The organism is Bradyrhizobium diazoefficiens (assembly GCF_016616235.1).
GTDB lineage: Bacteria > Pseudomonadota > Alphaproteobacteria > Rhizobiales > Xanthobacteraceae > Bradyrhizobium > Bradyrhizobium diazoefficiens_H.
On sequence record NZ_CP067100.1, the window covers coordinates 5,689,305 to 5,710,772 of the forward strand.

Consider the following 21,468-nt stretch of genomic DNA (forward strand, 5'->3'; position numbering starts at 1 on the left):
TCATGCACTTTCTGCAATCGCCGTCTTGCCGGCATCCGTGGCCTGATCGCGGCCCAGATGCGAAGCAATTGCGGCGTCGTTAAGTCCGATACCCCTCAGGAGAAACTCACAGAGCTGGCGCTCGAGGTCGTCAGCCTTGCCGTAAGCGAGACACGGCGTGACCGGCAGCCTGGTCAGCGCCGCCGTCATCACGGTGTGATGCGCGAACCAGAACAGGTTGAGCGGATCGCCGCCGAATGGCCGCGCGTCCCCGGCGGCCACCGCGCGCCCGAGCGAGGCGACGAAGGCCGGCCCGATCAGCGTCTCGATCTTGGCATATAGCAAACGGGCGAATTCGCCATCATCCAAATGGCTCGTGGCCATCAGTCGCAGGCGCTGCGCCTCTTCCTGGTCGGGCCCGTCGGCGATCTCGAGGAAATGCTCCACCATGCCGCGGATCAGCTCGACCAGGGTGGCCGTCGACGGCTCCCGTTCGAGCAGCTCGACGAAAGCCGGGTCGGCCTCGCATTCGTCGCTGAGGATTTCAGCGTAGAGCGCCGCCTTGGACGGGAAATGCTTGAACAGCAGTGCCTCGGAAATGGCAGCGGCGGCCGCCACGCTCTTGGTTGTGGTGCCCGTATACCCGTGTCGCGCAAAGCAGCGTTTTGCGGCGCCGAGGATCAATTGACGCCTCAGGTCGCTCGTCATTCGCAATGAGCTCATGGGAGTGAGTAAGCACTCACCCACGCAAAAGTCAAGCCAAATGGTGCGATGCAACCTACACGAGGTCTAGATCGGCTGGAAGCCGAGATCGCTACGGATCCGGTTGACGATGTAAGTCCCGTCCCGGCTAGGCAAAATCCGCTCCAGATTGGCGCTGTCGATCTTCACATTGGCAAAACGCGGGCCGCCGGAGAGGTCGTGGACGGCTTTGGCGAAGGCCTCGACCTCGGCCATAGTCGTCACAGCCCGGCTGTCCCGGATGCCGCAGGACCTAGCGACACCGACGAGGTCGGCGGCCGCGGAGGTGTGGCTGGTCTGGCCGCCGGTCTCGCCATAGGCCTCATTGTCGAGGACGACGATCGAGAGGTTGGACGGTTTTTGCAGGCCGATGGTGGCAAGGCTGCCCATGCCCATCAGCATCTCGCCGTCGCCGGTGATCACCAGCACCGGCAGCTTTGGCTGCGCCAGAGCAAGACCCAGCCCGATCATGGCGGCGCCGCCCATGCCGCCCCAGAGATAGAAATTGCGGGCGTGGTCGCCGGCCGCGCAGATGTCATTGGTGGAGGCGCCCAAGCCGCCGATCGCGACGACGTCGTTGCGGTCAGCAAGCAGCGCGGAGACCACCTGACGGCGATCGAGGAGATTGGCTTTGCTCATTTGGTGAAAACCTTGGCGCCGATCAGGCGCTGCGACAGCAGAACGGCAGTGGGCGTGAGCGCATTGTAGGCCTGGGCTGCGGCGGCCTCCAGCACGGCCAGCACCTCCGCCGCGTTGGAGGCGCGCAGCACCTTGACGCCTGACAGTTCTAACACGCCCTGCGTGGTCGATCCCATCGGCACCTGCCACGGATTGAACTCGCCCCACTCGCCGCGCATGGTCACGAGCGTCAGGAAGGGAAAGCGCAGGATCGGGATCAGCGAGAGCATGTTGATGCAATTGCCGACGCCGCTCGACTGCATCAGCAGCACGCCACGCTGGCCGCCGGCCCAGGCGCCGGCGAGCAGCGCCACGCCCTCCTCCTCCGTCGTCAGCGGAATGCCGCGCATCGTCGACGAGCCCAGCACGCGCTGGATCAGTTTTGAATGGCCGGCATCGGGCACGTAGGGCACCTGCCTGACGTCGAAGCGTTGCAGGGTCGCGAATATATCGTCCGGCCAGGTCGGGGCCGTGTCGGCAGCGTCAGCGCGGGCGTGCATTTTCCGGTCCGGTCGTCTTGCAAATCACGGCGCGACTGTAGACGGTGATCGGAGCCGCTCGAAAGAGCGAAAACAGCATAACGGTCTCAACCGGCGAGTATGGCGGATGAACGCAGATGCGAAAGAACTGGCGGCCAGTTTCGATCTGGAGAAGCTGACGCCGGAATTCTACGCCGATCCCTACCCGACCTATCGTGCACTGCGGGAGAACGAGCCGGTCAAGCGGCTGCCGAACGGCACCGTGTTCCTGACCCGCTATGACGATCTCGTCACCACCTATAAGAACACCAAATCGTTCAGTTCGGACAAGAAGCGCGAGTTCGCGCCGAAATACGGCGACACCCCGCTCTACGAGCACCACACCACCAGCCTCGTCTTCAACGATCCCCCGGCGCATACCCGTGTGCGGCGCCTGATCATGGGCGCGCTGTCGCCGCGCGCGATCGCGGGAATGGAGAGCGATCTGGTCAAGCTCGTCGACCGCCTGCTCGATGCGATCGCCGCCAAAGGTCATTGCGAGCTGATCGAGGATTTCGCGGCCTCCATTCCCATCGAGGTCATCGGCAATCTGCTCGACGTGCCCCATCACGAACGCGCGCCGCTGCGCGACTGGTCGCTGGCGATCCTCGGCGCGCTCGAACCCGTGGTGTCGCCTGACGTGGCCGCACGCGGCAACAAGGCGGTGACGGATTTTCTCGATTACCTCCGGACGCTGGTCGCGCGGCGGCGCGAGAAGCCGGGTAATCCGGAGCGCGACGTGCTGACGCGTCTCATCCAGGGCGAGGACAGCGGCGAGCGGCTGACCGAGAAGGAGCTGCTGCACAATTGCATCTTCCTGCTCAATGCCGGCCACGAGACCACGACCAACCTGATCGGCAACGGCCTGGTCGCCCTCGACCGCAATCCGGATCAGAAGCAGCGGCTGATCGACAATCCCGATCTCATCAAGACGGCCGTCGAGGAGATGCTGCGCTACGAGAGCTCCAACCAGCTCGGCAACCGCATGACGACGGAGCGGGTCGAGCTTGGCGGCATCATGCTCGAAGCCGGCACATCGGTGACGCTGTGCATTGGCGCTGCCAACCGCGACCCTGCGCAGTTTCCCGACCCCGAACGCTTCGACATCGCGCGGACGCCGAACCGGCATCTCGCCTTCGCCACTGGCGCACATCAATGCGCCGGCATGGCGCTGGCGCGGCTCGAAGGCGCGATTGCGGTCTCACGCTTTCTGGCGCGCTTCCCGAACTATGCCCTGAGCGGCCAACCGGTGCGGGGTGGACGGGTGCGGTTTCGCGGCTTCCTGAGCGTGCCCTGCGCGATCGGCTGAGGCCTCAAAACAAAAATGGCGAAAACAACCCCATGCACAGTAGCGGGTCGGTCGGCGAAGGATGCCCTGTGGTCGCGCAGAACCATCTGACATTTCGGGCAAATCAGGTCGCGCCATGCGATCGGGCGCGTCAAGGCTTCCGAGCGGGCAGGCTGCTACCCACATCAGCTTGAGCGCGGCCGGCGCAGTCGGTTGACGCCGGCGCGCAGCAATGGAGTGACGACAGATGAGCTCGTCGGTCATCGATTTCATCGCAGCGGAAGCACGCTTTGGGGCTCGTAATTACGAGCCGATCGGGGTCGTCCTGTCGCGCGGCGAAGGCGTCTGGGTCTGGGATACCGCAGGCAACCGCTATCTCGACTGCCTCTCGGCCTATTCGGCGGTCAGCCAGGGCCACTGCCACCCCAAGATCCTGGCAGCGATGGTCGAACAGGCGCACAGGCTGACGCTGACTTCGCGGGCCTTCCACAACGACCAGCTCGCCTTGTTCTACGAAGAGATCGCGGCGCTCACCGGTTCCCACAAGGTGCTGCCGATGAACAGCGGCGCGGAGGCGGTCGAAAGCGCGATCAAGTCGGTGCGCAAATGGGGCTATGAGGTGAAGGGCGTGCCGGACGGCCAGGCCGAGGTCATCGTCTGCGCCAACAATTTCCACGGACGCACGCTGGGCATCGTCGGCTTTTCAACCGACCCCGAGACACGCACACATTTCGGACCGTTCGCGCCGGGCTTCAGGATCATCCCGTTCGGCGACACTGCTGCGCTGGAGGAGGCAATCACCCCAAACACGGTCGCCTTTCTTGTCGAGCCTATCCAGGGCGAAGCCGGTGTCGTCATTCCTCCAGCCGGCTATTTCACGAAGGTGCGGGAGCTCTGCACCGCCAACAACGTGATGCTGGTGCTCGACGAGATCCAGACCGGGCTCGGCCGCACCGGCAAGCTGCTCGCGGAGCAGCACGAGGGAATCGAGGCGGACGTGACCCTGCTCGGCAAGGCCCTGTCCGGCGGCTTCTATCCGGTCTCGGCCGTGCTCTCGAACAACGACGTGCTCGGGACGCTGAGGCCCGGGCAGCATGGTTCGACCTTCGGCGGCAACCCACTCGCCTGCGCGGTGGCGCGCGCGGCGATGCGCGTGCTGGTCGAGGAAGGCATGATCGAGAACGCGGCCAGGCAGGGCGTGCGCTTTCTGGAAGGCTTGAAGGACATTCGTGCCAATACGATCCGCGAGGTGCGCGGGCGCGGCTTGATGCTGGCAGTCGAGTTGCATCCCGAGGCGGGCCGCGCTCGCCGCTACTGCGAGGCGCTTCAGGGCAAGGGCATCCTCGCCAAGGATACCCATGAGCAAACGATCCGCATCGCCCCGCCGCTGGTGATCACCAGTGACCAGGTCGACTGGGCGCTGGAGCGGCTCGCCACCACTCTGACGCAGGATTTCTCCTGAGACTGCCTGCGTCGGAAGATCGCAATGCCGGCCATGGCCAAACAACGAACGATTCCGCCAGCTGCGCGTTGAATGTCGTGGGCGATTATGAGCTGGCGGCTACGATCATGCTTCCGCGTGGCGTTTGCCTTACTAGTTTAGTGGTTGTCTCGATGCTGGCGGCGAGCGCCGGCGCGTTGGCTCAAGGACCTGGCCAGGGACATGGCAGGGGCGGGCCACCCGGCCCAGCCGCAGCGCCGGCAGCACCACCGGCCATGGCCCGTCCGGCGGCGCCGCCAGCCATGGCACGTCCGGCCGCGCCGGCATTCCATCCCCCGGCCATGCCGCAGCGACCGGCCATGGCGCCACATTCTGCGCCGCACATTGCCTCACCGCCACCGCGCCCGACCCCGCATTTCGCTGCACCGCCGCCGCGGGCGGCCCCGCACGTGGCGGCGCCGCGGCCTGAATTCCATCGGGCGCCGGGCCCACCGCAGCGCCCGGCCATGGCACCCCGGCCGACGCCACACATCGCCGCCCCCTCGCGGCCCAGCGGACCGCCGGCCGCGAGCGAGCGGCTGTCGCGGCGGGATCAGATCGAACAGCGCGCGCAACAGCGCCAACAGCAGATCCAGCAGCGCCAGCAGATGGTGCAGCAGCGCCAGCGCGAGATGCTGTCGCGCCAGACGACGGAACGCCAGACCCGCATCGATCGCCTGCAGCAGCGCGTGCAACAACTCCAGTCGCAGAAGCCGGAAGGCGCGCGCGCGTTGCGCGAGCAGCAACGAACGCTCCAGACGCAGAACCGTTTGCTTCAGCGTGAGCAGCGCGCGCAGCAAAGCGACCTGGCGCGCCAACAGCGGCTTGGACTACAAGCTCCGGCCGCGCGGGCCCCAGCTGCTGCCGCCACGGCCCAGGCCGCCGAGCGCGGGCGGTTTGCGGAGCGCTTCCGCGAGCAGGTCCCTGCGCAAGCGCAGGCGGCGCTCACCATCCGCCAGAGCGGCTGGGCTCCCCGGCAGGCCTGGCGCCACCGCCATCCCGCGGTATTCGTGGCTTGGCTTGGTCCCGTGTTCTGGCCTTATGCCTATTCCGACATTTTCGACTATACGTTCTGGTCCTATGCCTACGAGCCCGGCTATTGGGCGTACGCGTATGACGACTTCGTCGACACCGTGTTCTGGGGTGGTGACGGCCCCTATTCCGCCTATGCCAGCATCAGCCCGTATGATTACCCACAAGCCGGCGGCGGCGGCCGCGTTCGCCAGCGCGCCAGCGTGAGGCCGCGAACGCTACAGCAATTGTGCGGCACACCGGACAAGGGCCTGACGGCCTGGCCGCTTGGCGATATCGCCCGGGCGGTGCGGCCCACGCCCGAGCAGCGCGCGCTGCTCGACGAGTTGAAGGCTGCGGCCGCAAGAGCTGCCGATGTATTCAAGGATTCCTGTTCGGAGACCTATGCCCTGACTCCCCCTGGCCGATTGCGGGCGATGATGAACCGCATCAGCGCGACGCTTGAAGCCGTCAAGATCGTGCGACCGGCACTGGAGAATTTCTACAACTCGCTCAGTGACGAGCAGCAGGCCAGCTTCAACGCGCTCGGTCCGAATGTCGGCGAGCGCTCGCCGCAACAGCAAGCCAGTGCCGAGGGCTGTGGCGATCCGAAATCCGGCCTGACGCAGTTGCCGATCCAAAGGATCGAGGCTGTGCTCCACCCCGCCGGCAAGCAGAAGGAGGCACTCGACCGCCTCAGTGAGGCGACAGCCAAGGGCGTTGAAGGCCTGCAGGCGGCCTGCCCGAACGATGTGCCGCTGACGCCGGTCGGACGGCTGGAAGCGATGCAGCACCGGCTCGAGGCCATGCTGGCCGCCGCCAAGCTGGTCGAGCCTGCCCTGGAGGAGTTCTATGCCATGCTGAGCAGCGAGCAGAAGGCGCGCTTCAACACGCTGCAACAGGTCGCAGGCCAATGAGGGCGGCGGCGCGTTCTCGCGTTGCAATTTGCGCAGCGTCCAAACAACGCGGGGCGACGTAATCATCCTGCTTCAAAGCGCGACGACACTAAGAATGGCACCGCTGCAGCCTCTGTGAGAGCGCAGTGGCACGGAACGCAAACGACAGCCTCGTTCTGACCTCACGCGGAGATGGTCTTCCGCCAGCATCATTCGTGTTGGCGATCGCTTGAGGCCGCTCTATCTCATTCGAGCCAATGGGGTTGCGTTGTCGTAAGTGAGTTGCATTGCTGGAAGTGAGAAGACAATTCGAGCTCGGCCAGATGGTCCCAGTATTCTGCTTCTGCAAGCAGCTTCCATTTGTTCATGCTGTTGTACGCGGCCTGTTGCCGGCACAATGAGCTCATCGCACGCAAACGCTGCACTCTCTCCACTGCGAACCTCCCTCCGCGCTTGCTTGCCTGCAAGCGCTTTTGTGTTGTCACAGCTTTGCAGATTGAATTGGTGAGCGATAGCCCGGTGTTTGACGGTGAAAATCGATGATAGCGCAATCGTTTGACTTTTCAGTCAGCTCCCATGCTGACGGCGCCCGGCCGGTCGACCGCCCTGGAGGAGGTCTACGCCACGCCGACCAGCGAGCAGAAGGGGCGCTTCAACACGCTGCAACAGGTCGCAAAGGCCGTCGGGCCGCACTCTCTACACCACCGTCTTGTGCCGCGCGATGCAGGTACGTAGCACCTCATCTATCGGCTTGCCCCACCAGTCATTCGAGAAGATTTCGATCTCCGAATAACTGGCAAAGCCCTGCGCCTCAACCGCTTCGCGCACCGATTTGATGTCGATGACGCCATCGCCCATCATGCCGCGATCGTTGAGGATGTCCCTGGTCGGCACCAGCCAGTCGCAGACATGGAAGGCAAGCAGGCGGTCCTTGCCGGCGCGGGCGATCTGGCCCATCAGCTCCGGGTCCCACCAGATGTGATAGACGTCGAGCGCGACGCCCAGCATGCCGCTGCGGCCGGGGTCGAGCCGGTCGCAGATGTCGAGCGCCTGCTTTGTGGTGTTCACGCAGGCGCGGTCGGCCGCGTAAGCCGGATGCAGCGGCTCGATCGCCAGCGGCAAATTTGCCTGTCTGGCGTAGTCGAGCATATCGGCAAGGGCTTCCTCGACCTGCCCGCGCGCGGCCACGATGTCCTTCGAAGGCTCGCTGCCCGGCCGCGAATATTGCGGCAGGCCGCCGACGACGAGGACGATGCAGGGCGCGCCCAGCGTCTTGGCTTCGTCCACGCAGCGCCGATTGTCGTCACGCACCTCGCCCCGGCGCAAGGTATCAGAGGTGAACATGCCGCCGCGGCAATAGCCTGACAGATCGAGACCGGCGTCGCGCACGGCGCGCGCGGCGCGATCGAGCCCGACGGCCGCAACCTGGTCGCGCCAGGGATCGATGGCGCGGATGTCGTGTCTGGCGCAGGCATCAACGATCTGAACAAGATCACCCTGCTTGCGGACGGTCGCCGTGTTCAGCGACAGCCAGCGATGGTCGGACGAAAAATCGCGCATCAGGATTCGATACCGTGGGTGGCGAGCACGGTCTTCATCCGCTGCGTCGCGAGTTCAGGATTGGCGAGCAAGCCGGCCTGATCGGCCAGACGGAACAGCTCGGCCAGATGCAGCGTGGAGCGCGTGCTCTCCTGGCCGCCGACCATGGTGAAATGATCCTGGTGACCATTGAGATAGGCCATGAACACCACGCCGGTCTTGTAGAAACGTGTCGGCGCCTTGAAGATGTGACGCGACAGCGGCACCGTCGGCCCGAGCACGTCGTGGAAGCCGGCCTCATCGCCTGCCGCGAGCCGCGACAGCGCGTAGGACGCCGCCGGCGCAATCGCATCGAAGATGCCGAGCAGCGCGTGCGAAAAGCCTTCGCCGTCGCCGGCGATCAGTTCGGCATAGTTGAAATCGTCGCCGGTATACATCTTGATGCGCTTGTCGAGGCGGCGGCGCATGTCGATCTCGCGCTGCTTGTCGAGCAGCGAGACTTTCACGCCGTCGACCTTGGCGGCGTTGCCGTTGATGATCGCGACAGCCGTGTCCATCGCCTGGTCGAGATCTCTGCTGCCCCAATAGCCCGCCAGCGCCGGATCGAACATATCGCCGAGCCAGTGGATGATCACGGGCTGCGCTACCCCCGACAGCACGCGGTCATAGACCTTGGCGTAATCGTCCGCGTTGCGGCCGAGCTTTGCGAGTGCGCGCGAGGCCATCAGGATGATGCGGCCGCCGACCTTCTCGACTGCCGAGATCTGCTCCTCGTAAGCGCGGATCACATCGTCGAGGCTCCTGGCGTCTTCCACCGCGAGATGGTCGGTGCCCGCACCGGAGAACACCAGCGCATTGCGGCGCTTGGCGGCCGACACCGAACGCTTGATCAGCTCCAGCGAAGTCGGCCAGTCCAGCCCCATGCCGCGCTGCGCGGTGTCCATCGCTTCGGCAACGCCGAGGCCGAGGTCCCAGACGTGCTCGCGGAAGGCGATGGTCTTGTCCCAGTCGACGGCCACCGACAACCAGGGATCGTTGTCCGCGAAGGGATCGGCGACCGTATGGACCGCAGAGAACGCGATGCGGTTCAGCGGCCCCTCGAGCTTTGCGGGGAACGAGCGCGAGGCCGCGAGCCGATAGGTCTCGATCGAGCGGTCGGCCTTCGGCAGCTTCAGCGACAATGACGATATGGGCTGGACGGGTTTGTTCATGATTTCGAACCTCTCCCCGTCATTGCGAGCGAAGCGAAGCAATCCAGAATGCCTCCGCGGCAACGGTCTGGATTGCTTCGTTGCTTCGCTCCTCGCAATGACGGCTTGGCAAACATCAGGGCTTATCCAATCAACTTCAGGCCTTGATCGGGGCGACGTCGATCCAGCGCCGCTCCTTCCAGCTCTTCAGCGCGCATTCGGCGAGCTGCACGCCCTTTGCGCCTTCGAGCAGCGTGAACTTGTAGGGCGCATCCTCGTAGACGTGGCGGATGAACATCTCCCACTGCTCCTTGAAGCCGTTATCGTAGCTGACGTTGTCGGGCATCTTCTGCCAGTCGCCGTAGAAGTCGTGCAGCCGCTTCTCGTCAGGATTCCACACCGGACGAGGCGTTGCCTGCCGCGCCTGGATCATGCAGTCGGTGAGGCCCGCGACCGCCGAGCCGAGCGTGCCGTCGACCTGGAAAGTGACGAGGTCGTCGCGATAGACGCGCGTCACCCAGGACATGTTGATGTGGGCGATGACGCCACCTTCGAGCTGGAACGTTGCGTAAGCCGAGTCGTCCGCGGTCGCCTTGTACTTCTTGCCCTGCTCGTCAAAACGCTCGGGGATGTCGGTGTTGCCGATGCAGACCACGCTCTGGACGTTGCCGAACAGGTTGTCGAGCACGTAGCGCCAGTGGCAGACCATGTCCAGAATGATGCCGCCGCCGTCCTCTTCGCGGTAATTCCAGGACGGCCGCTGCGCTTCCTGCCAGCCGCCTTCGAACACCCAATAGCCGAACTCGCCGCGCACCGAGAGGATGCGGCCAAAGAAGCCGGAATCGCGCAGGAAGGCGATCTTCTTCAGGCCGGGCAGGAACAGCTTGTCCTGCACCGTGCCGTGCTTGACGCCCTTGGCGTTGGCGAGCTTGACGACCTCCAGCGCCTCTTCAAAGCTGGTCGCGATCGGCTTCTCGCAATAGACGTGCTTGCCGGCATTGATAGCCTGGGTCAGAAGGCCCGGCCGCGCCTGCGTTGTGGCGGCGTCGAAGAACATGGTGTCGTTCTGGTCGGCGAGCGCTGCGTCGAGATCGGTGGTCCAGCGCGTGATGTTGTAGCGCTTCGCGAGCGCCTCGACCTTGTCGGCGCTGCGGCCGACCAGGATCGGATCGGGCATGATGCGGTCGCCGTTGTTCAGGCGGACGCCACCCTGGTCGCGGATCGCGACGATCGAGCGGATCAGATGCTGGTTGAGCCCCATGCGGCCGGTGACGCCGTTCATGATGAGGCCGAGGCGTTGGGTGGTCATGTCAACTGCTCCTGAAGTGATGTTGGCTGTTCGAGCGGGCGGAGCGCCGACCAGTCCGGATGGACCGACGTCGCAAAGCCCCCTGTGTGAAGCGATCCCGTCAGGAGATCGCCGTCGTGAATGCTAAGACGGACGCCCTGCCCGGCATCGGTATAGAGATCGGGATGCGCGGCGGCGAAGGCCTGAGCTTCCCCGGCGGGCGTGTCGCCGAAACCGTCGACATAATGGTGGCCGTTGCGCTCGGCATGGATGACGCCGATGAAGGCGCCGAGCGCGAGATCCTGCTGCACGCCGAGACCCGCCTGGCAGGTCAGGTCCTCGCCGGTGACGAAGAACTTCTCGCCGCCCGCGCTCCATTTCGCAGCGCGCGTCGCGTTGACGATGGACTTGTAGAGCCCCTTGCACGATTTCGAGGAAATACCGCGATAGCCCAGCGCCCGCGCCGCGGGGAAAGCGTCGTAGGACTCGTCGGCCTCATCGATGATGAAGCCGCGCGCGGCCAGCGAGCCGAGCGGCGATTGCCTGGTGATATCGCGCGGCATCGGCTGCTCGACATAGAGCAGGCGCGAGGCGATCGTGCGCAGGGCGGAATCGCGATCGAGCCGGTCCATCAGCTCCTGCAGTGCGGCCAGATCGGCGTATTGCTCGTTCGCGTCGAGCGTCACCTTGTACTGGCGCCCCAGCGTATCGAGCTCCTTGCCGATGCGGGCCAGCCGTGACGCATCGGACGCGGGATCGCCCGACAGTTTCAGCTTGAAATAGTTCGCACCGGCATTCTCGCGTGTATCGGCAACACCGCCCTTGCCTTCGACGGTATCGTCGAGGCCCACGGTATGCCTGATGGCGACGCGCGGCAGCGGCTTGCGGCCGCTGAGAAAAGCGGTGATGTCCGCGTCCTTCAGATCAGGCGAAAGCCGCGCGTCGATGCCGGCGATGTTGCCGGCCATCCCGTCGAAGAAGCTGGCCGCAACGCCGCGCAGCAGCGCATCGAGGATAGCCTTGTCGATCTCGGCCGGACCATAGGCCGCAGCAAGCGCCGGAATGTTCTTTGTCGCACAGGTCGCAACCTGCGCGCCGATGCAGGAGGCATGCAGATCGAACGCCGTCAAAAATCCGGTCCGCGCCAGATAAAGTCCGCGCGCGATCTCCAGCGAGCGGCGCAAGCCGTCGATCGTCTGCACCGGCGACAGCTCCGGCCGCTTGTCGAACCATTTTGGCACCAGCAGCTCGGCGCTGGCGCCGACCGCGGTGCCCTTGCCCTCGACCTCGATCTCGACGCGCACGAACAGCTGCGGCGTCGCGTTGATGGTGATTGCGCCGAAGCGGAACGGCCGTGCGAAATGCACGGGACGTTCGAAGAAGGCGATGTCTCGCAGCTTCAGGCGCGGGGACATGATCTTGCAACGAAACGAGGTACACTTGATGGGACCGGTGTGGCCGCGGGCGACTCACCTCTCCCGCTTGCGGGAGAGGTCGGCACGTTCCGGGCGATGCGAAGCATCGTCCCGTGCCGGGTGAGGGTTCTCTCCTGTTGGGGGGTCTCGCAAGTGGAGGCACCCTCTCCCCAGCCCTCCCCCGCAAGCGGGGGAGGGAGCGCACTGTCCGTGCGGTTGCCAGAGGTGACTCTCATCAACACTAATCCAATGCACCCTGCGAGAAGAAATGCTTGCGGATGCGCTGCACGAGTTCCGTAAACACCGGGTCGGCCATCACGTCGAGCGAGCGCGGACGCGGCAGCGGCACGTCGTAGATCGCGGCGACCGCACCGGGGCGCTCGGTCATGACCAGCACGCGGTCCGCGAGGAACACGGCTTCCGGAATCGAATGCGTGATCAGCAGCACCGTCTTCCTGGTCTCGCGCTGGATCCGCATCAGCTCGACATTCATGCGCTCGCGCGTCAGCGCATCGAGCGCGCCGAACGGCTCGTCCATCAGCATGATTTTGGGGTCGTGCACCAGGGCGCGGCAGATCGAGGCGCGCTGCTGCATGCCGCCGGAAAGTTGCCAGGGCAGCTTCTTCTCGAACCCTTCGAGCCCGACCAGCTTCAACAGCGCCTTGGCACGCTCGAGATATTGCTGCCGCGGCAGCCGCTTCATGTCGATCGGCAGCATCACGTTGTTGAGGATATTGCGCCACGGCAGCAGCAGCGCGTTTTGGAAAACGATGCCGACATTGCCGTGCGGCGTCGTCACCTTCTCGCCTTCGACCAGGATCTCGCCCGATGTCGGCGGCAGCAATCCCGAGATCAGCTTGAGCAGCGTGGACTTGCCGCAGCCCGATGGGCCGACCACGACGAAGAACTCGCCGTCATTGATGTGGAAATCGAGCGGCCGCAGCGACGGCACGTCGCCGTCGCGCGTCCGATAGGTCTTCGACACGCCTGACAGCTTGATGCCCGACGTATCGCCGGCAGCCCGGTCACTCACCAGCCTCAGATGCGCGGCCGGCTGGACATCGATTGGTTTGGTCGCAGGGTTCATCGCAGCCCTCTACTCGTCGTCCCTGCGAACGCAGGGACCCATACGCCGTGCCGATGCGTTCGGGCACGCGGGTAGAGACCTTCCGTAACCATCAAGGCCGGTAGTGATGGGTCCCTGCTTTCGCAGGGGCGACAGGGGATATGTGTGGTTCACGAGCCGCTCTTCGGCAGGTAGTCGTTGGTGTAGAAGGCCTTCGGGTTCTCCTTGGCCTTGGCGTCGAGTCCGCCATATTCGACCATCAGATTGACGGAGTCCGTCATGTTCTGGTCGGTGACCTGGAACGGCCGCTTGCTCTTGGTCTCCGCGGTCCGGTAGAGCGGAATGGTCAGCTCAAAGCCCTGCGTCAGCGTGTCGATCTTGCCGCCCTTCGGGTTGGCATCGAGGATCGACTGCGCCGCCGCCTTCGGCTCCTTCTCGGCGGCTTCGACCGCCTTTGTCGTCGCCGACATGAAGCGGCGGACGAGGTCGGCATTGGCCTTCACGTAGTCGGAGTTGGCGATGATGCCCGAGGAAACCATGTTGATGCCGTAGTCGGCGAACTTGATCGGATAGACGTCCTTGCCGGTGGCGTCCTTGATCTTCATGGACTGGTCCATGACATAGCCGAGCAAGAGATCAGCCTGGCCGTTGATGACGGCATTGAGCTTGGTCTGGCCGTCGCCGGCGACGGTGTGAAAATCGCTCTCCTTCAGACCGGTCTTCTTCAGGAACAGCGGCCAGATCTGGGTCATGGAATCGGCCGGCGTGATCGCGACCGTCTTGCCCTTGATGTCCTCGGGCTTCCTGATGTTCTTGTCGACGAAGCCCATGGCGGACATCGGTGAGGTCTGCAGCAGCACGCCGGTCGCGATCACGGGCGCGCCCTTGATCGCGGCGCGCATCATGGTGGGAACGTCGACATAGCCGAAATCGGCGGTCTTGGCGGCGACGGCCTGCGTGGTCGCAGCCGAGCCGCGGCCTTCCTGGATCTCGAGGTCGATGCCTTCGGCGGCATAGATGCCCTTGGCCTTGCCGTAATAGAACGGCGCGTGCTCGCCATAGACGTACCAGTTCAGCATCAGCACGACCTTGTCGGCTGCCTGCGCCGGCATGGCCGCAAACACCATCAGCGCTGCCGCTGCAGCCCCAATCCACTGCTTCATCGTCACTCTCCCTTGTCTTTGTTGTTTCGGCCGTTGGTGGCCGTTGTTTGCTTCACTTAAGATGCGAAAATCACGTCCTCGCGCTGGCTGACATGCCAGGGAATGACCAGCTTCTCGATCCGGTCGACGATCCAGAACAGGATCACGCCGAGCAGCGCCAGGATCACGAGCGCTGCGAACATGGTTGGCAGGTCGAACGTGCCGATCGAGCGCTGCATGACATAGCCGATGCCGGAATTGGAGCCGACGAACTCGCCGACGACGGCGCCGACCACGGCCAGCGTCACCGAGACCTTGAGGCCGGAGAAGATCGCCGGCAGCGCATGCGGCAGGTTCACCGCGCAAAACACCTGGAAGCGGCTGCCCTGCATGGCGCGGGCGAGATCGACCATATCAGGGTCGACCGACTTGAAGCCCTGCACCGCGGAGACGACCACCGGGAAGAAGCCGAGCAAGAAGGCCGAGATCACCTTCGGGAGGATGCCGAAACCGAACCAGACCACGAACAGCGGCGCGATCGCGATCTTCGGCACGGACTGCGAGAACACCAGCAGCGGATAGACATAGCTCTCCACCGTCTTCGATCCCGCGATCAGCATCGCGACGGGAATGCCGAACAGCGCCGAGAGCACGAAGCCCCATATGGTCGCGTAAGTGGTGGGCCAGGACTGGCGCAGCAGTTCCGGCCAGTCGCTGCGCAGCACCGCTACCACGTCGGCCGGCGCCGGGATCTGGTAAGCCGGGATCTTGAACAGCCGGATCGAGAGATCCCAGGCGACCACGATGAACACCAGGAACAATAGCGGCCGCACCCAGGCCGCGTTCAGCATTTTGGACAGCGCACTCTGCGGCTTCAATTCAGCCACGTCTCACTCCCGGACTTCTTGTTCGTTCGGGGAGAAATTAACCCGTTGGATAAATACTGTCCAGAGCTTTCCCTGTGACGTTTTGCGGCGGGTTCCTGCGAGTCGGGGTATGAGCGATCGCCCACCCACGGTGTCATTCCCCGCGAAGGCGGGGAATCCAGTACGCCGCGGCTTCTCCGTACCGACCGGCGTCTCTGGAATACTGGATTGCCCGCCTTCGCGGGCAATGACTGCGGAAAGTTTGGAAACAGCGGTCGACAACGACCAATGAACGCTACACCGTCTGCGCTACGGCCGCGCGCGACTTCGGTGCCTTCGCAGTCTCGAACAACGCTGCCGACCGTCCCGTCAGCGCGGCGAGGACGAGGCCGGCCATGTGCGCGAGGCGCTCGTCCTTGGCGTCCTTGGCGAGCAGGTCGCGGCCGAAGATGACGCTGAGCGTCGCCGAGTTGGAGAGATAGAAGAAGCTGAGCGCCGCGATCGAGATGTAGAGCTGGACCGGATCGACCGCGACCTGGAAGTCGCCGCTCTCGACGCCGCGCCGCACCACGGTGCGGATCATCTCGACGAAGGGCGAGTGCATCGATTTGACCTTGGTCGATTTCTTAAGGTGTTTGGCGCGCGCGAGGTTCTCGGTCTGGAGCAGCGACAGGAATTCGGGATTGCGCAGGAAGTAATTCCAGGTGAACTCGATCAGGCGGCGGATCGCTTCGGGCGGATCGAGATGCTCGAGATCGAGCCCGCGCTCCTCGCTGCGGATCTTGTCATAGGCGCCTTCGAGCACGGCGAGATAGAGCTCGTCCTTGTTGCCGACGTGGTAGTAGAGCATGCGCTTGTTGGCGCCGGCTTTCGCCGCGATGCGGTCGACGCGCGCGCCAGCCAGCCCGTGGGCGGAAAACTCCTGCTTGGCGGCTTCGAGAATGCGCAGCCGCATCCCTTCGGGATCGCGCTGCCATTTCGGAGTTCGCTTTGCCTTTGCCAAACCGGGTGCTCGCTGGGTGGTCACATGAGGCGTGTAACATGCGCGCGGGCGTTTGAGAACGATCTCGTGCCCCGGACGCAGCGCTCCTGGCGATGCGGAGCATCGTCCAGTGCGGTGCGCTGCAGAGCCGGGGCCCATTATCCAAAAGAGAGGTTGCCGTCTTCTGGGTCCCGGCTCTGCGCAGCAACGCAAGAGCGTTGCAGCGCGTCCGGGACACGAGAGTGGGTCGGAAGACGGCTTCACTCCACCGGCTTCGGCGAGCGCTCCAGCAGCACGGTTTGGATGCCGCAGGTGCCGCTGCGCACCGTCATCACCTTCGTGCCCGGCTTGCGGCCGCTGCGGACTTCGCTGACGTCGAGGCCCGCGGCGAGCAGGCGGGCACGGGTGGCGTCGATGTCGGCGACCCGCCAGCTCAGGCCCCAGAGACGGTCATGCGCGAGGTCGCCGCCCGCCACGGGACGGCGCACCACCTCGACGATGAGATCGCCGCACCGGAAGAACATCAGCTGGCCCCAATCCTGGTGCGAGCGGTCGAGCGCGAGATCAAGCCCGAGCCGCGCGCCATAGAGCGCGGCGGCGCGATCGGAATCCTCGGTGGTGATCACGACATGGTCGAGTGCGTCGATCGGGGCGACATCGGTCGCGACCGACTTCGGCCGCTCCTCGGCGAGTTCAAGGAAGAACATGCGCACGCCGCGCGTGAACTCGGTGGCGGCGCGGGTGCGCTTCCAGTGCAGGACGGCGCCTGACGCCTCGTCGCCGCTTTCGACCTCGGCGACGGGATCAGGCGTCAAGGCCACCCGCTCCAGGCGCCGGTGCATCTTGCTCATGTCTGCGACACGAAAGCACAGGCTGGCGAGCACGCCTTCATGGTCTTCGAGCAGCGCGCGCATGCGGTCGGCGGTCGCGGTGAAGCCGCTCGGCGCCATCAATTCGATGGTCATGTTGTCGAGGGTGAACAGCACCCGGTCGGCGCCCTCGCCGGAATTCTGCCAGGCCGGCGCGCGCCCCAGCAGCATCTGATAGGCCGCCCTGGCCGCACCGATATCCCTGACCAGCGCGACGACGTGATCGAGGCCGGTGATCATGTATTCCCCTTCGATCGACCCGGAACCATGGGCCGAAAAGCGGCATTTGTCCGGGCTTGGCATGGGCCTGACATGGTCGTATTCCGGCATGATGCCGACCTCAAGCGCTTCGGGGCGGTTTTGCGAATAATTTCAGCGTCCCAGGCGCGGAACCGATGCTAGAGTAAGCGCGCCGGACGGGACCACCAAGCGCATCACGGACAAGCAATGCAGGCTCTCTTCATCGGACAGACCTATATCGACGTCGTCTTCATCACGGACCACATGCCGACCGGCGACGAGAAGCACGTGGCTTCGGACTACGCGGTGTCCTTCGGCGGCAATGCGGTGACGGCGGCGTTCTGCTGCGCCAAGCTCGGCATCGTGCCCGACCTGATCGCGACCGCGGCCAATGACTGGCTGGGGCGCATGTTCCAGGACATGTGCGCGAAATACGCGATCTCGCTGCACGGGCGAAAGGTGAACCAGTCCTCGCTGTCCTTCATCATGCCCAAGGACGGCAAGCGTGCCATCGTGCGCTGCCGCGACGACGAGCACATCCACCCCTTTCCGATGCTCAATCTCGGCGGCTGCCGCGCGCTGCATGTCGACGGCCATCAGCCGGATGCGGCGATCCACTACGCAAAGGTCTGCCGCGAGGCCGGCATCCTGACCTCACTCGACGGCGGCGGGCTGCGCACCAACACGCATGAGCTCTTGGAATTCATCGATGTTGCCATCGTCGCCGAGCGCCTGTGCGAGCAGATGGATTTGACGCCGGAGAAGATGCTCGACTATCTCAAGAGCCGCGGCTGCAAGATCGGCGGCGTCACCATGGGCGAGAAGGGCCTGTTCTGGTATGACGAAACGGGGACGGTCCAGGTGATGCCGGCGATGCCGATCCCGCGCGAGCGCGTGATCGACACCAACGGCGCCGGCGACGTGTTCCACGGCGCCTATGTCTATTCCTACCTCGCCCATCCCGGCAAAAGCTGGCGCGAGCACTTTGACTTTGCCCGGGCCGCCTCGGCCTTCAAGATCCAGCGCCTCGGCAACGAGGCCGGCTTGCCGACGCTGGTGGACATCGCCAAGGTCCGGCACGAGTTCGAGGTCAGGGTCTAGATTCACATGGGGCGCGTCTTCGTTGCAGGCAGCATCAACATGGATGTGGTGGCGACCGCCGATCGCCATCCCAAAGTCGGCGAAACCGTCGCGGGCAAGCAGGTGCTGTATTTTCCGGGCGGCAAGGGCGCGAACCAGGCTGTGGCGGCGGCACGGCTCGGCGCGGGGACGACGCTGATCGGCCGGCTGGGACAGGATTCGTTCGGGGCCGAGTTGAGGACGTTCCTCCGTGCGCAGGGCATCGATCTCGGCTATCTCCAGAAGACGGCCGACGTCCACACCGGCACCGCCATCATCACGGTGGCGGAGGCCGACAACACCATCGTCGTCATTCCCGGCAGCAATGCGCTGGTCAGCGCGGATGACGTCGCGGTCGTGCCGCTGCTGAAGGGCGACGTCGCCGTCAGCCAGTTCGAGATTCCGCTGCCGAGCATTGTCGCATTCTTTCATCGGGCGCGCGAGGCTGACGCCGTGACTGTGCTCAACCCGGCACCGGCGCAGAAGATGCCGGGCGAGTTGCTGGCGCTGGTCGACGTTCTCGTGCTGAACGAGACCGAGCTCGGCTTTCTCGCCGGCGTGGAGCTGTCCGACAGTGACGAAGCGGCGCGGATCATCGAGGTCGCGCGAAACCTTCAGGCGCGCGCCGACCAGACCATCTGCGTCACGCTTGGCAAGCGCGGCGTGCTCGCGCTCGCTGCCAGCGAGGAGATTGCGGTACCCGGCCGCGCGGTGAACGCTGTCGATACCACAGGCGCCGGCGATTGTTTTGTCGGCGCGCTCGCGGCGCAGCTGGCCGACGGCATCGCTTTGCGCGCCGCCCTCGCCTTCGCCAACGTCGCCGCCTCGATCAGCGTGCAGCGCATGGGCGCCGGGCCGTCGATGCCGACGGCGGCGGAGGTGGCCGCGGTGTTGTAGCTAAGCACTCACGCCAGCGCGCTCTTCAGATCAAAGCTCTCGTCCGCGGCCTGCTCCGGCGTGATCGAGCGGTCCATGGCCTGCAATCTGCGGCCGAACATGTGATCGCCGGCGCGATTGACCGATTCGATCCCGAGCAGCTTGTCGCCCTTGTAGCAGAACGCCGAGAACGCCTTCTTGGCGGGATCGCCGCGCAGGACGACGCGATCGTAGCCGGTGGTCAGCCCTGCGATCTGGAGCTTGTCGTCGCCCTGATCGCTCCAGAACCAGGGATGGCTGTCATAGGCCTTCTTGTCGCCGGTGAGCCGCGCCGCCACGCAGCGGGCGTGATCGGTGGCGTTCTGCACCGACTCCAGCCGCCACGATCCGCCGAAGCGCGGACTTGCGAACAGCGCGCAGTCGCCGATCGCGGAAATATTGGGATCAGCCGTCGAAAGATATTCGTCGACGATGATGCCGGCGGCGACCGGCAGCCCCGCCTCGGCCGCAAGCTCGATGTTCGGCAGCACGCCGACGCCGACCACGACGAGGTCGGCCGGCAGATGCCGGCCGTCGCTCAAGGAAACGCCGGTGACCTTGCCGCCTTCCGCTTCGATGCTGGTGGCCTGCACACCGAGATGAATGCGAACGCCGGCTTCGCGATGGCGTTCCTGAAAATACTCCGAGACCTCCGCCGTCACCGCCCGCGCCATCACACGCGGGGCGAGCTCGAGCACGTCGACCTCGAGCCCCTTGATGCGCGCGGTGGCCGCGAACTCGAGGCCGATGAAGCCGGCGCCGATCACCACGACGCGCGTCTTCGATGGCATGATCTGGCGCAGCGCCTCGCTGTCGTCGAGCATGCGCAGATATTTCACGTCGGGCAGATTCGCATTCGGCAAATCAAGCAGCCGGTTGCGCGCGCCGGTCGCCAGCACGAGATGACCGTAAGACAGCGTCTCGCCCGATGCGAGCAGCACCTTGCGCCCCGCGCGGTCGATCGACACGGCGCGGCCGGCGATCAGCTCGATAATCTGGTCGTGATAGAATTTTTCGGGGCGGAACATCAGGCTCTCCGGCCCGGCCGAACCCTTGATGTAGGCCTTCGACAGCGGCGGCCGCTGATAGGGCAGATGCGCCTCGTCGTTGATCAGGCAGATGCGCTCGGCAAAGCCCGCCTGGCGCAGCGATGCCGCGACCTGATAGCCGCCATGGCCGGCACCAATGATGATCACTGGACCGCTCATTGGAACAGCCCACATCTGGAGACACGAGCGTCACCCATGTCGTCTCCTCTCTGATTCTGGCTTGCGCCTGATTTTGGCTTGCTCGCCCAAGAGGAGCCGGCGCTCGTGTCCGTCCCTAAACGAAGGCGGCCCCATTTGAGCCGATCATTCCGGCTTTCGCAAGGGCCGTACGCGGGGATTGTCACCCCTGCCCTTCTGCGATTTAGTTGCAGCAACGAACCTCCTGCCGGAGATATTCCAGATGCCAGCTCCCGTCTCCCAACCCGACGATCCCGCGCTGCTGCGGATCGACGGCCCGATCGCGACCATCACGCTGAACCGCCCCGCCGCGTTCAATTCGATCAACCTTGCAATCGCGCAAAAGCTCGAACAGCTCGCGGCCGCTATCGAAGCCGACGACGCCATCCGCGTCGTGGTGATCGAGGGCGAAGGCCGCGCCTTCTCGGCCGGAGGCGATCTCCAGACGATCGGCGCCGCCGCCGAAGCGGGCACGGTGACGCCGGTGGTCGGCGAGCTCCTGAAGCACTATCATGCCTTCATCGAGATCATCCGGCGCATGCCGAAGATCTCGCTGTCGAGCGTGCACGGCTCGGCTGCCGGCGCCGGCATGGGCCTCGCCTTCGTCACCGACCTCTGCATCGCCGCCGAGGACGCCAAATTCACGCCGGCCTATGCCAAGATCGGCGTGTCGCCGGACGGCGGCTCCACAGTCGGCGTCGTCGGCACGGTCGGCGCCCGGCGCGCGCTGCAGATTTTCCTGTCCGAGGACAATTTTACCGCGCAGCAGGCCTATGAATGGGGGCTCGTCGCCAGGGCCGTTCCCGCTGCGGAGCTGAAGACGGCGACGCGGACCCTCGCCGAGCGATTGGCGCAGAACCCGCCGGCGGCGATCGCTGGCACCAAGCAGCTGGTGCATCAGGCCGCCACCACGCCGGTGAAACAGCAGCTCGACGCCGAGGAGCACAAGATCATCATGGCGATGAACACGGAGGAGTTTCGTGTTGCCGTGAAGAAGTTCACGAGCAAGGCCAAGTAGCG

19 protein-coding genes are annotated in these 21,468 nt (G+C 64.9%); 6 read left to right on the forward strand and 13 right to left on the reverse strand.

Going from position 1 to position 21,468, the window contains the following annotated elements; genetic code table 11:
• The 3 genes from JJB99_RS27055 to JJB99_RS27065 all read right to left on the reverse strand — a co-directional run bounded on the left by JJB99_RS27055 (position 1) and on the right by JJB99_RS27065 (position 1,898).
• Positions 1–702 carry a TetR/AcrR family transcriptional regulator gene (locus JJB99_RS27055; protein WP_200500314.1) on the reverse strand — a complete coding sequence of 234 codons (702 nt, stop codon included), beginning with the start codon at positions 700–702 and terminating at the stop codon, positions 1–3.
• A gap of 66 nt (positions 703–768) precedes the next feature.
• Positions 769–1,359, reverse strand: coding sequence for a thiamine pyrophosphate-dependent enzyme (locus tag JJB99_RS27060; protein ID WP_200495309.1), 591 nt, complete (start codon positions 1,357–1,359; stop codon positions 769–771).
• A complete protein-coding gene (locus JJB99_RS27065) occupies positions 1,356–1,898 on the reverse strand; it encodes a phosphonopyruvate decarboxylase (RefSeq protein ID WP_200495311.1) in 543 nt (180 codons plus the stop codon). The genes JJB99_RS27060 and JJB99_RS27065 overlap by 4 nt, the downstream gene beginning before the upstream one ends.
• Before the next feature lie 106 nt (positions 1,899–2,004).
• Between JJB99_RS27065 and JJB99_RS27070 the strand changes: the two genes are divergently transcribed.
• The 3 genes from JJB99_RS27070 (at position 2,005) to JJB99_RS27080 (ending at position 6,612) form a co-directional block, all read left to right on the forward strand.
• Positions 2,005–3,225, forward strand: coding sequence for a cytochrome P450 (locus tag JJB99_RS27070; protein ID WP_200495313.1), 1,221 nt, complete (start codon positions 2,005–2,007; stop codon positions 3,223–3,225).
• A gap of 226 nt (positions 3,226–3,451) precedes the next feature.
• Positions 3,452–4,666 (forward strand): ornithine--oxo-acid transaminase, encoded by a 1,215-nt coding sequence (rocD, locus tag JJB99_RS27075; RefSeq protein ID WP_200495315.1) that lies wholly within the window; start codon positions 3,452–3,454, stop codon positions 4,664–4,666.
• A 485-nt stretch (positions 4,667–5,151) separates the two neighbouring features.
• Positions 5,152–6,612, forward strand: coding sequence for a Spy/CpxP family protein refolding chaperone (locus tag JJB99_RS27080; protein ID WP_200495317.1), 1,461 nt, complete (start codon positions 5,152–5,154; stop codon positions 6,610–6,612).
• Positions 6,613–7,287: 675 nt separating this feature from the next.
• Here the strand turns inward: JJB99_RS27080 and JJB99_RS27085 are convergent.
• The 9 genes from JJB99_RS27085 to JJB99_RS27125 form a co-directional block, all read right to left on the reverse strand.
• Positions 7,288–8,151 (reverse strand): sugar phosphate isomerase/epimerase family protein, encoded by an 864-nt coding sequence (locus JJB99_RS27085; RefSeq protein WP_200495319.1) that lies wholly within the window; start codon positions 8,149–8,151, stop codon positions 7,288–7,290.
• On the reverse strand, positions 8,151–9,341 hold the full coding sequence (locus tag JJB99_RS27090) for a dihydrodipicolinate synthase family protein (RefSeq protein ID WP_200495321.1): 1,191 nt from the start codon (positions 9,339–9,341) through the stop codon (positions 8,151–8,153). The genes JJB99_RS27085 and JJB99_RS27090 overlap by 1 nt, the downstream gene beginning before the upstream one ends.
• Positions 9,342–9,477: 136 nt before the next feature.
• Positions 9,478–10,629, reverse strand: a complete 1,152-nt coding sequence (locus JJB99_RS27095) for a Gfo/Idh/MocA family protein (RefSeq protein ID WP_200495323.1) — start codon at positions 10,627–10,629, stop codon at positions 9,478–9,480.
• Positions 10,626–12,023 (reverse strand): hypothetical protein, encoded by a 1,398-nt coding sequence (locus JJB99_RS27100; protein ID WP_200495325.1) that lies wholly within the window; start codon positions 12,021–12,023, stop codon positions 10,626–10,628. The genes JJB99_RS27095 and JJB99_RS27100 overlap by 4 nt, the downstream gene beginning before the upstream one ends.
• A 241-nt stretch (positions 12,024–12,264) precedes the next feature.
• Complete coding sequence (locus JJB99_RS27105; RefSeq protein WP_200495326.1) at positions 12,265–13,110, reverse strand: ABC transporter ATP-binding protein; 846 nt, start codon at positions 13,108–13,110, stop codon at positions 12,265–12,267.
• A 149-nt stretch (positions 13,111–13,259) separates the two neighbouring features.
• Positions 13,260–14,252 (reverse strand): ABC transporter substrate-binding protein, encoded by a 993-nt coding sequence (locus JJB99_RS27110; protein WP_200495327.1) that lies wholly within the window; start codon positions 14,250–14,252, stop codon positions 13,260–13,262.
• A 56-nt stretch (positions 14,253–14,308) separates the two neighbouring features.
• On the reverse strand, positions 14,309–15,118 hold the full coding sequence (locus tag JJB99_RS27115; protein ID WP_200495328.1) for an ABC transporter permease: 810 nt from the start codon (positions 15,116–15,118) through the stop codon (positions 14,309–14,311).
• Positions 15,119–15,392: 274 nt separating this feature from the next.
• The gene (locus JJB99_RS27120) at positions 15,393–16,100 is read right to left on the reverse strand and encodes a TetR/AcrR family transcriptional regulator (protein ID WP_200495329.1); all 708 of its coding nucleotides are present in this window, start codon (positions 16,098–16,100) and stop codon (positions 15,393–15,395) included.
• A 239-nt stretch (positions 16,101–16,339) separates the two neighbouring features.
• The gene (locus tag JJB99_RS27125) at positions 16,340–17,188 is read right to left on the reverse strand and encodes a VOC family protein (protein ID WP_200495330.1); all 849 of its coding nucleotides are present in this window, start codon (positions 17,186–17,188) and stop codon (positions 16,340–16,342) included.
• 207 nt (positions 17,189–17,395) lie between these two features.
• On the opposite strand from JJB99_RS27125, the gene JJB99_RS27130 reads away from it, so the two are divergent.
• On the forward strand, positions 17,396–18,289 hold the full coding sequence (locus JJB99_RS27130; RefSeq protein WP_200495331.1) for a sugar kinase: 894 nt from the start codon (positions 17,396–17,398) through the stop codon (positions 18,287–18,289).
• Positions 18,290–18,295: 6 nt separating this feature from the next.
• A complete protein-coding gene (locus JJB99_RS27135; protein WP_200495332.1) occupies positions 18,296–19,204 on the forward strand; it encodes a ribokinase in 909 nt (302 codons plus the stop codon).
• Positions 19,205–19,212: 8 nt separating this feature from the next.
• Here the strand turns inward: JJB99_RS27135 and JJB99_RS27140 are convergent, their stop codons facing one another.
• Positions 19,213–20,430 carry an NAD(P)/FAD-dependent oxidoreductase gene (locus tag JJB99_RS27140; protein ID WP_200495333.1) on the reverse strand — a complete coding sequence of 406 codons (1,218 nt, stop codon included), beginning with the start codon at positions 20,428–20,430 and terminating at the stop codon, positions 19,213–19,215.
• A 241-nt stretch (positions 20,431–20,671) separates the two neighbouring features.
• On the opposite strand from JJB99_RS27140, the gene JJB99_RS27145 reads away from it, so the two are divergent.
• On the forward strand, positions 20,672–21,466 hold the full coding sequence (locus JJB99_RS27145) for an enoyl-CoA hydratase/isomerase family protein (protein WP_200495334.1): 795 nt from the start codon (positions 20,672–20,674) through the stop codon (positions 21,464–21,466).
• Positions 21,467–21,468 lie beyond the last annotated feature (2 nt).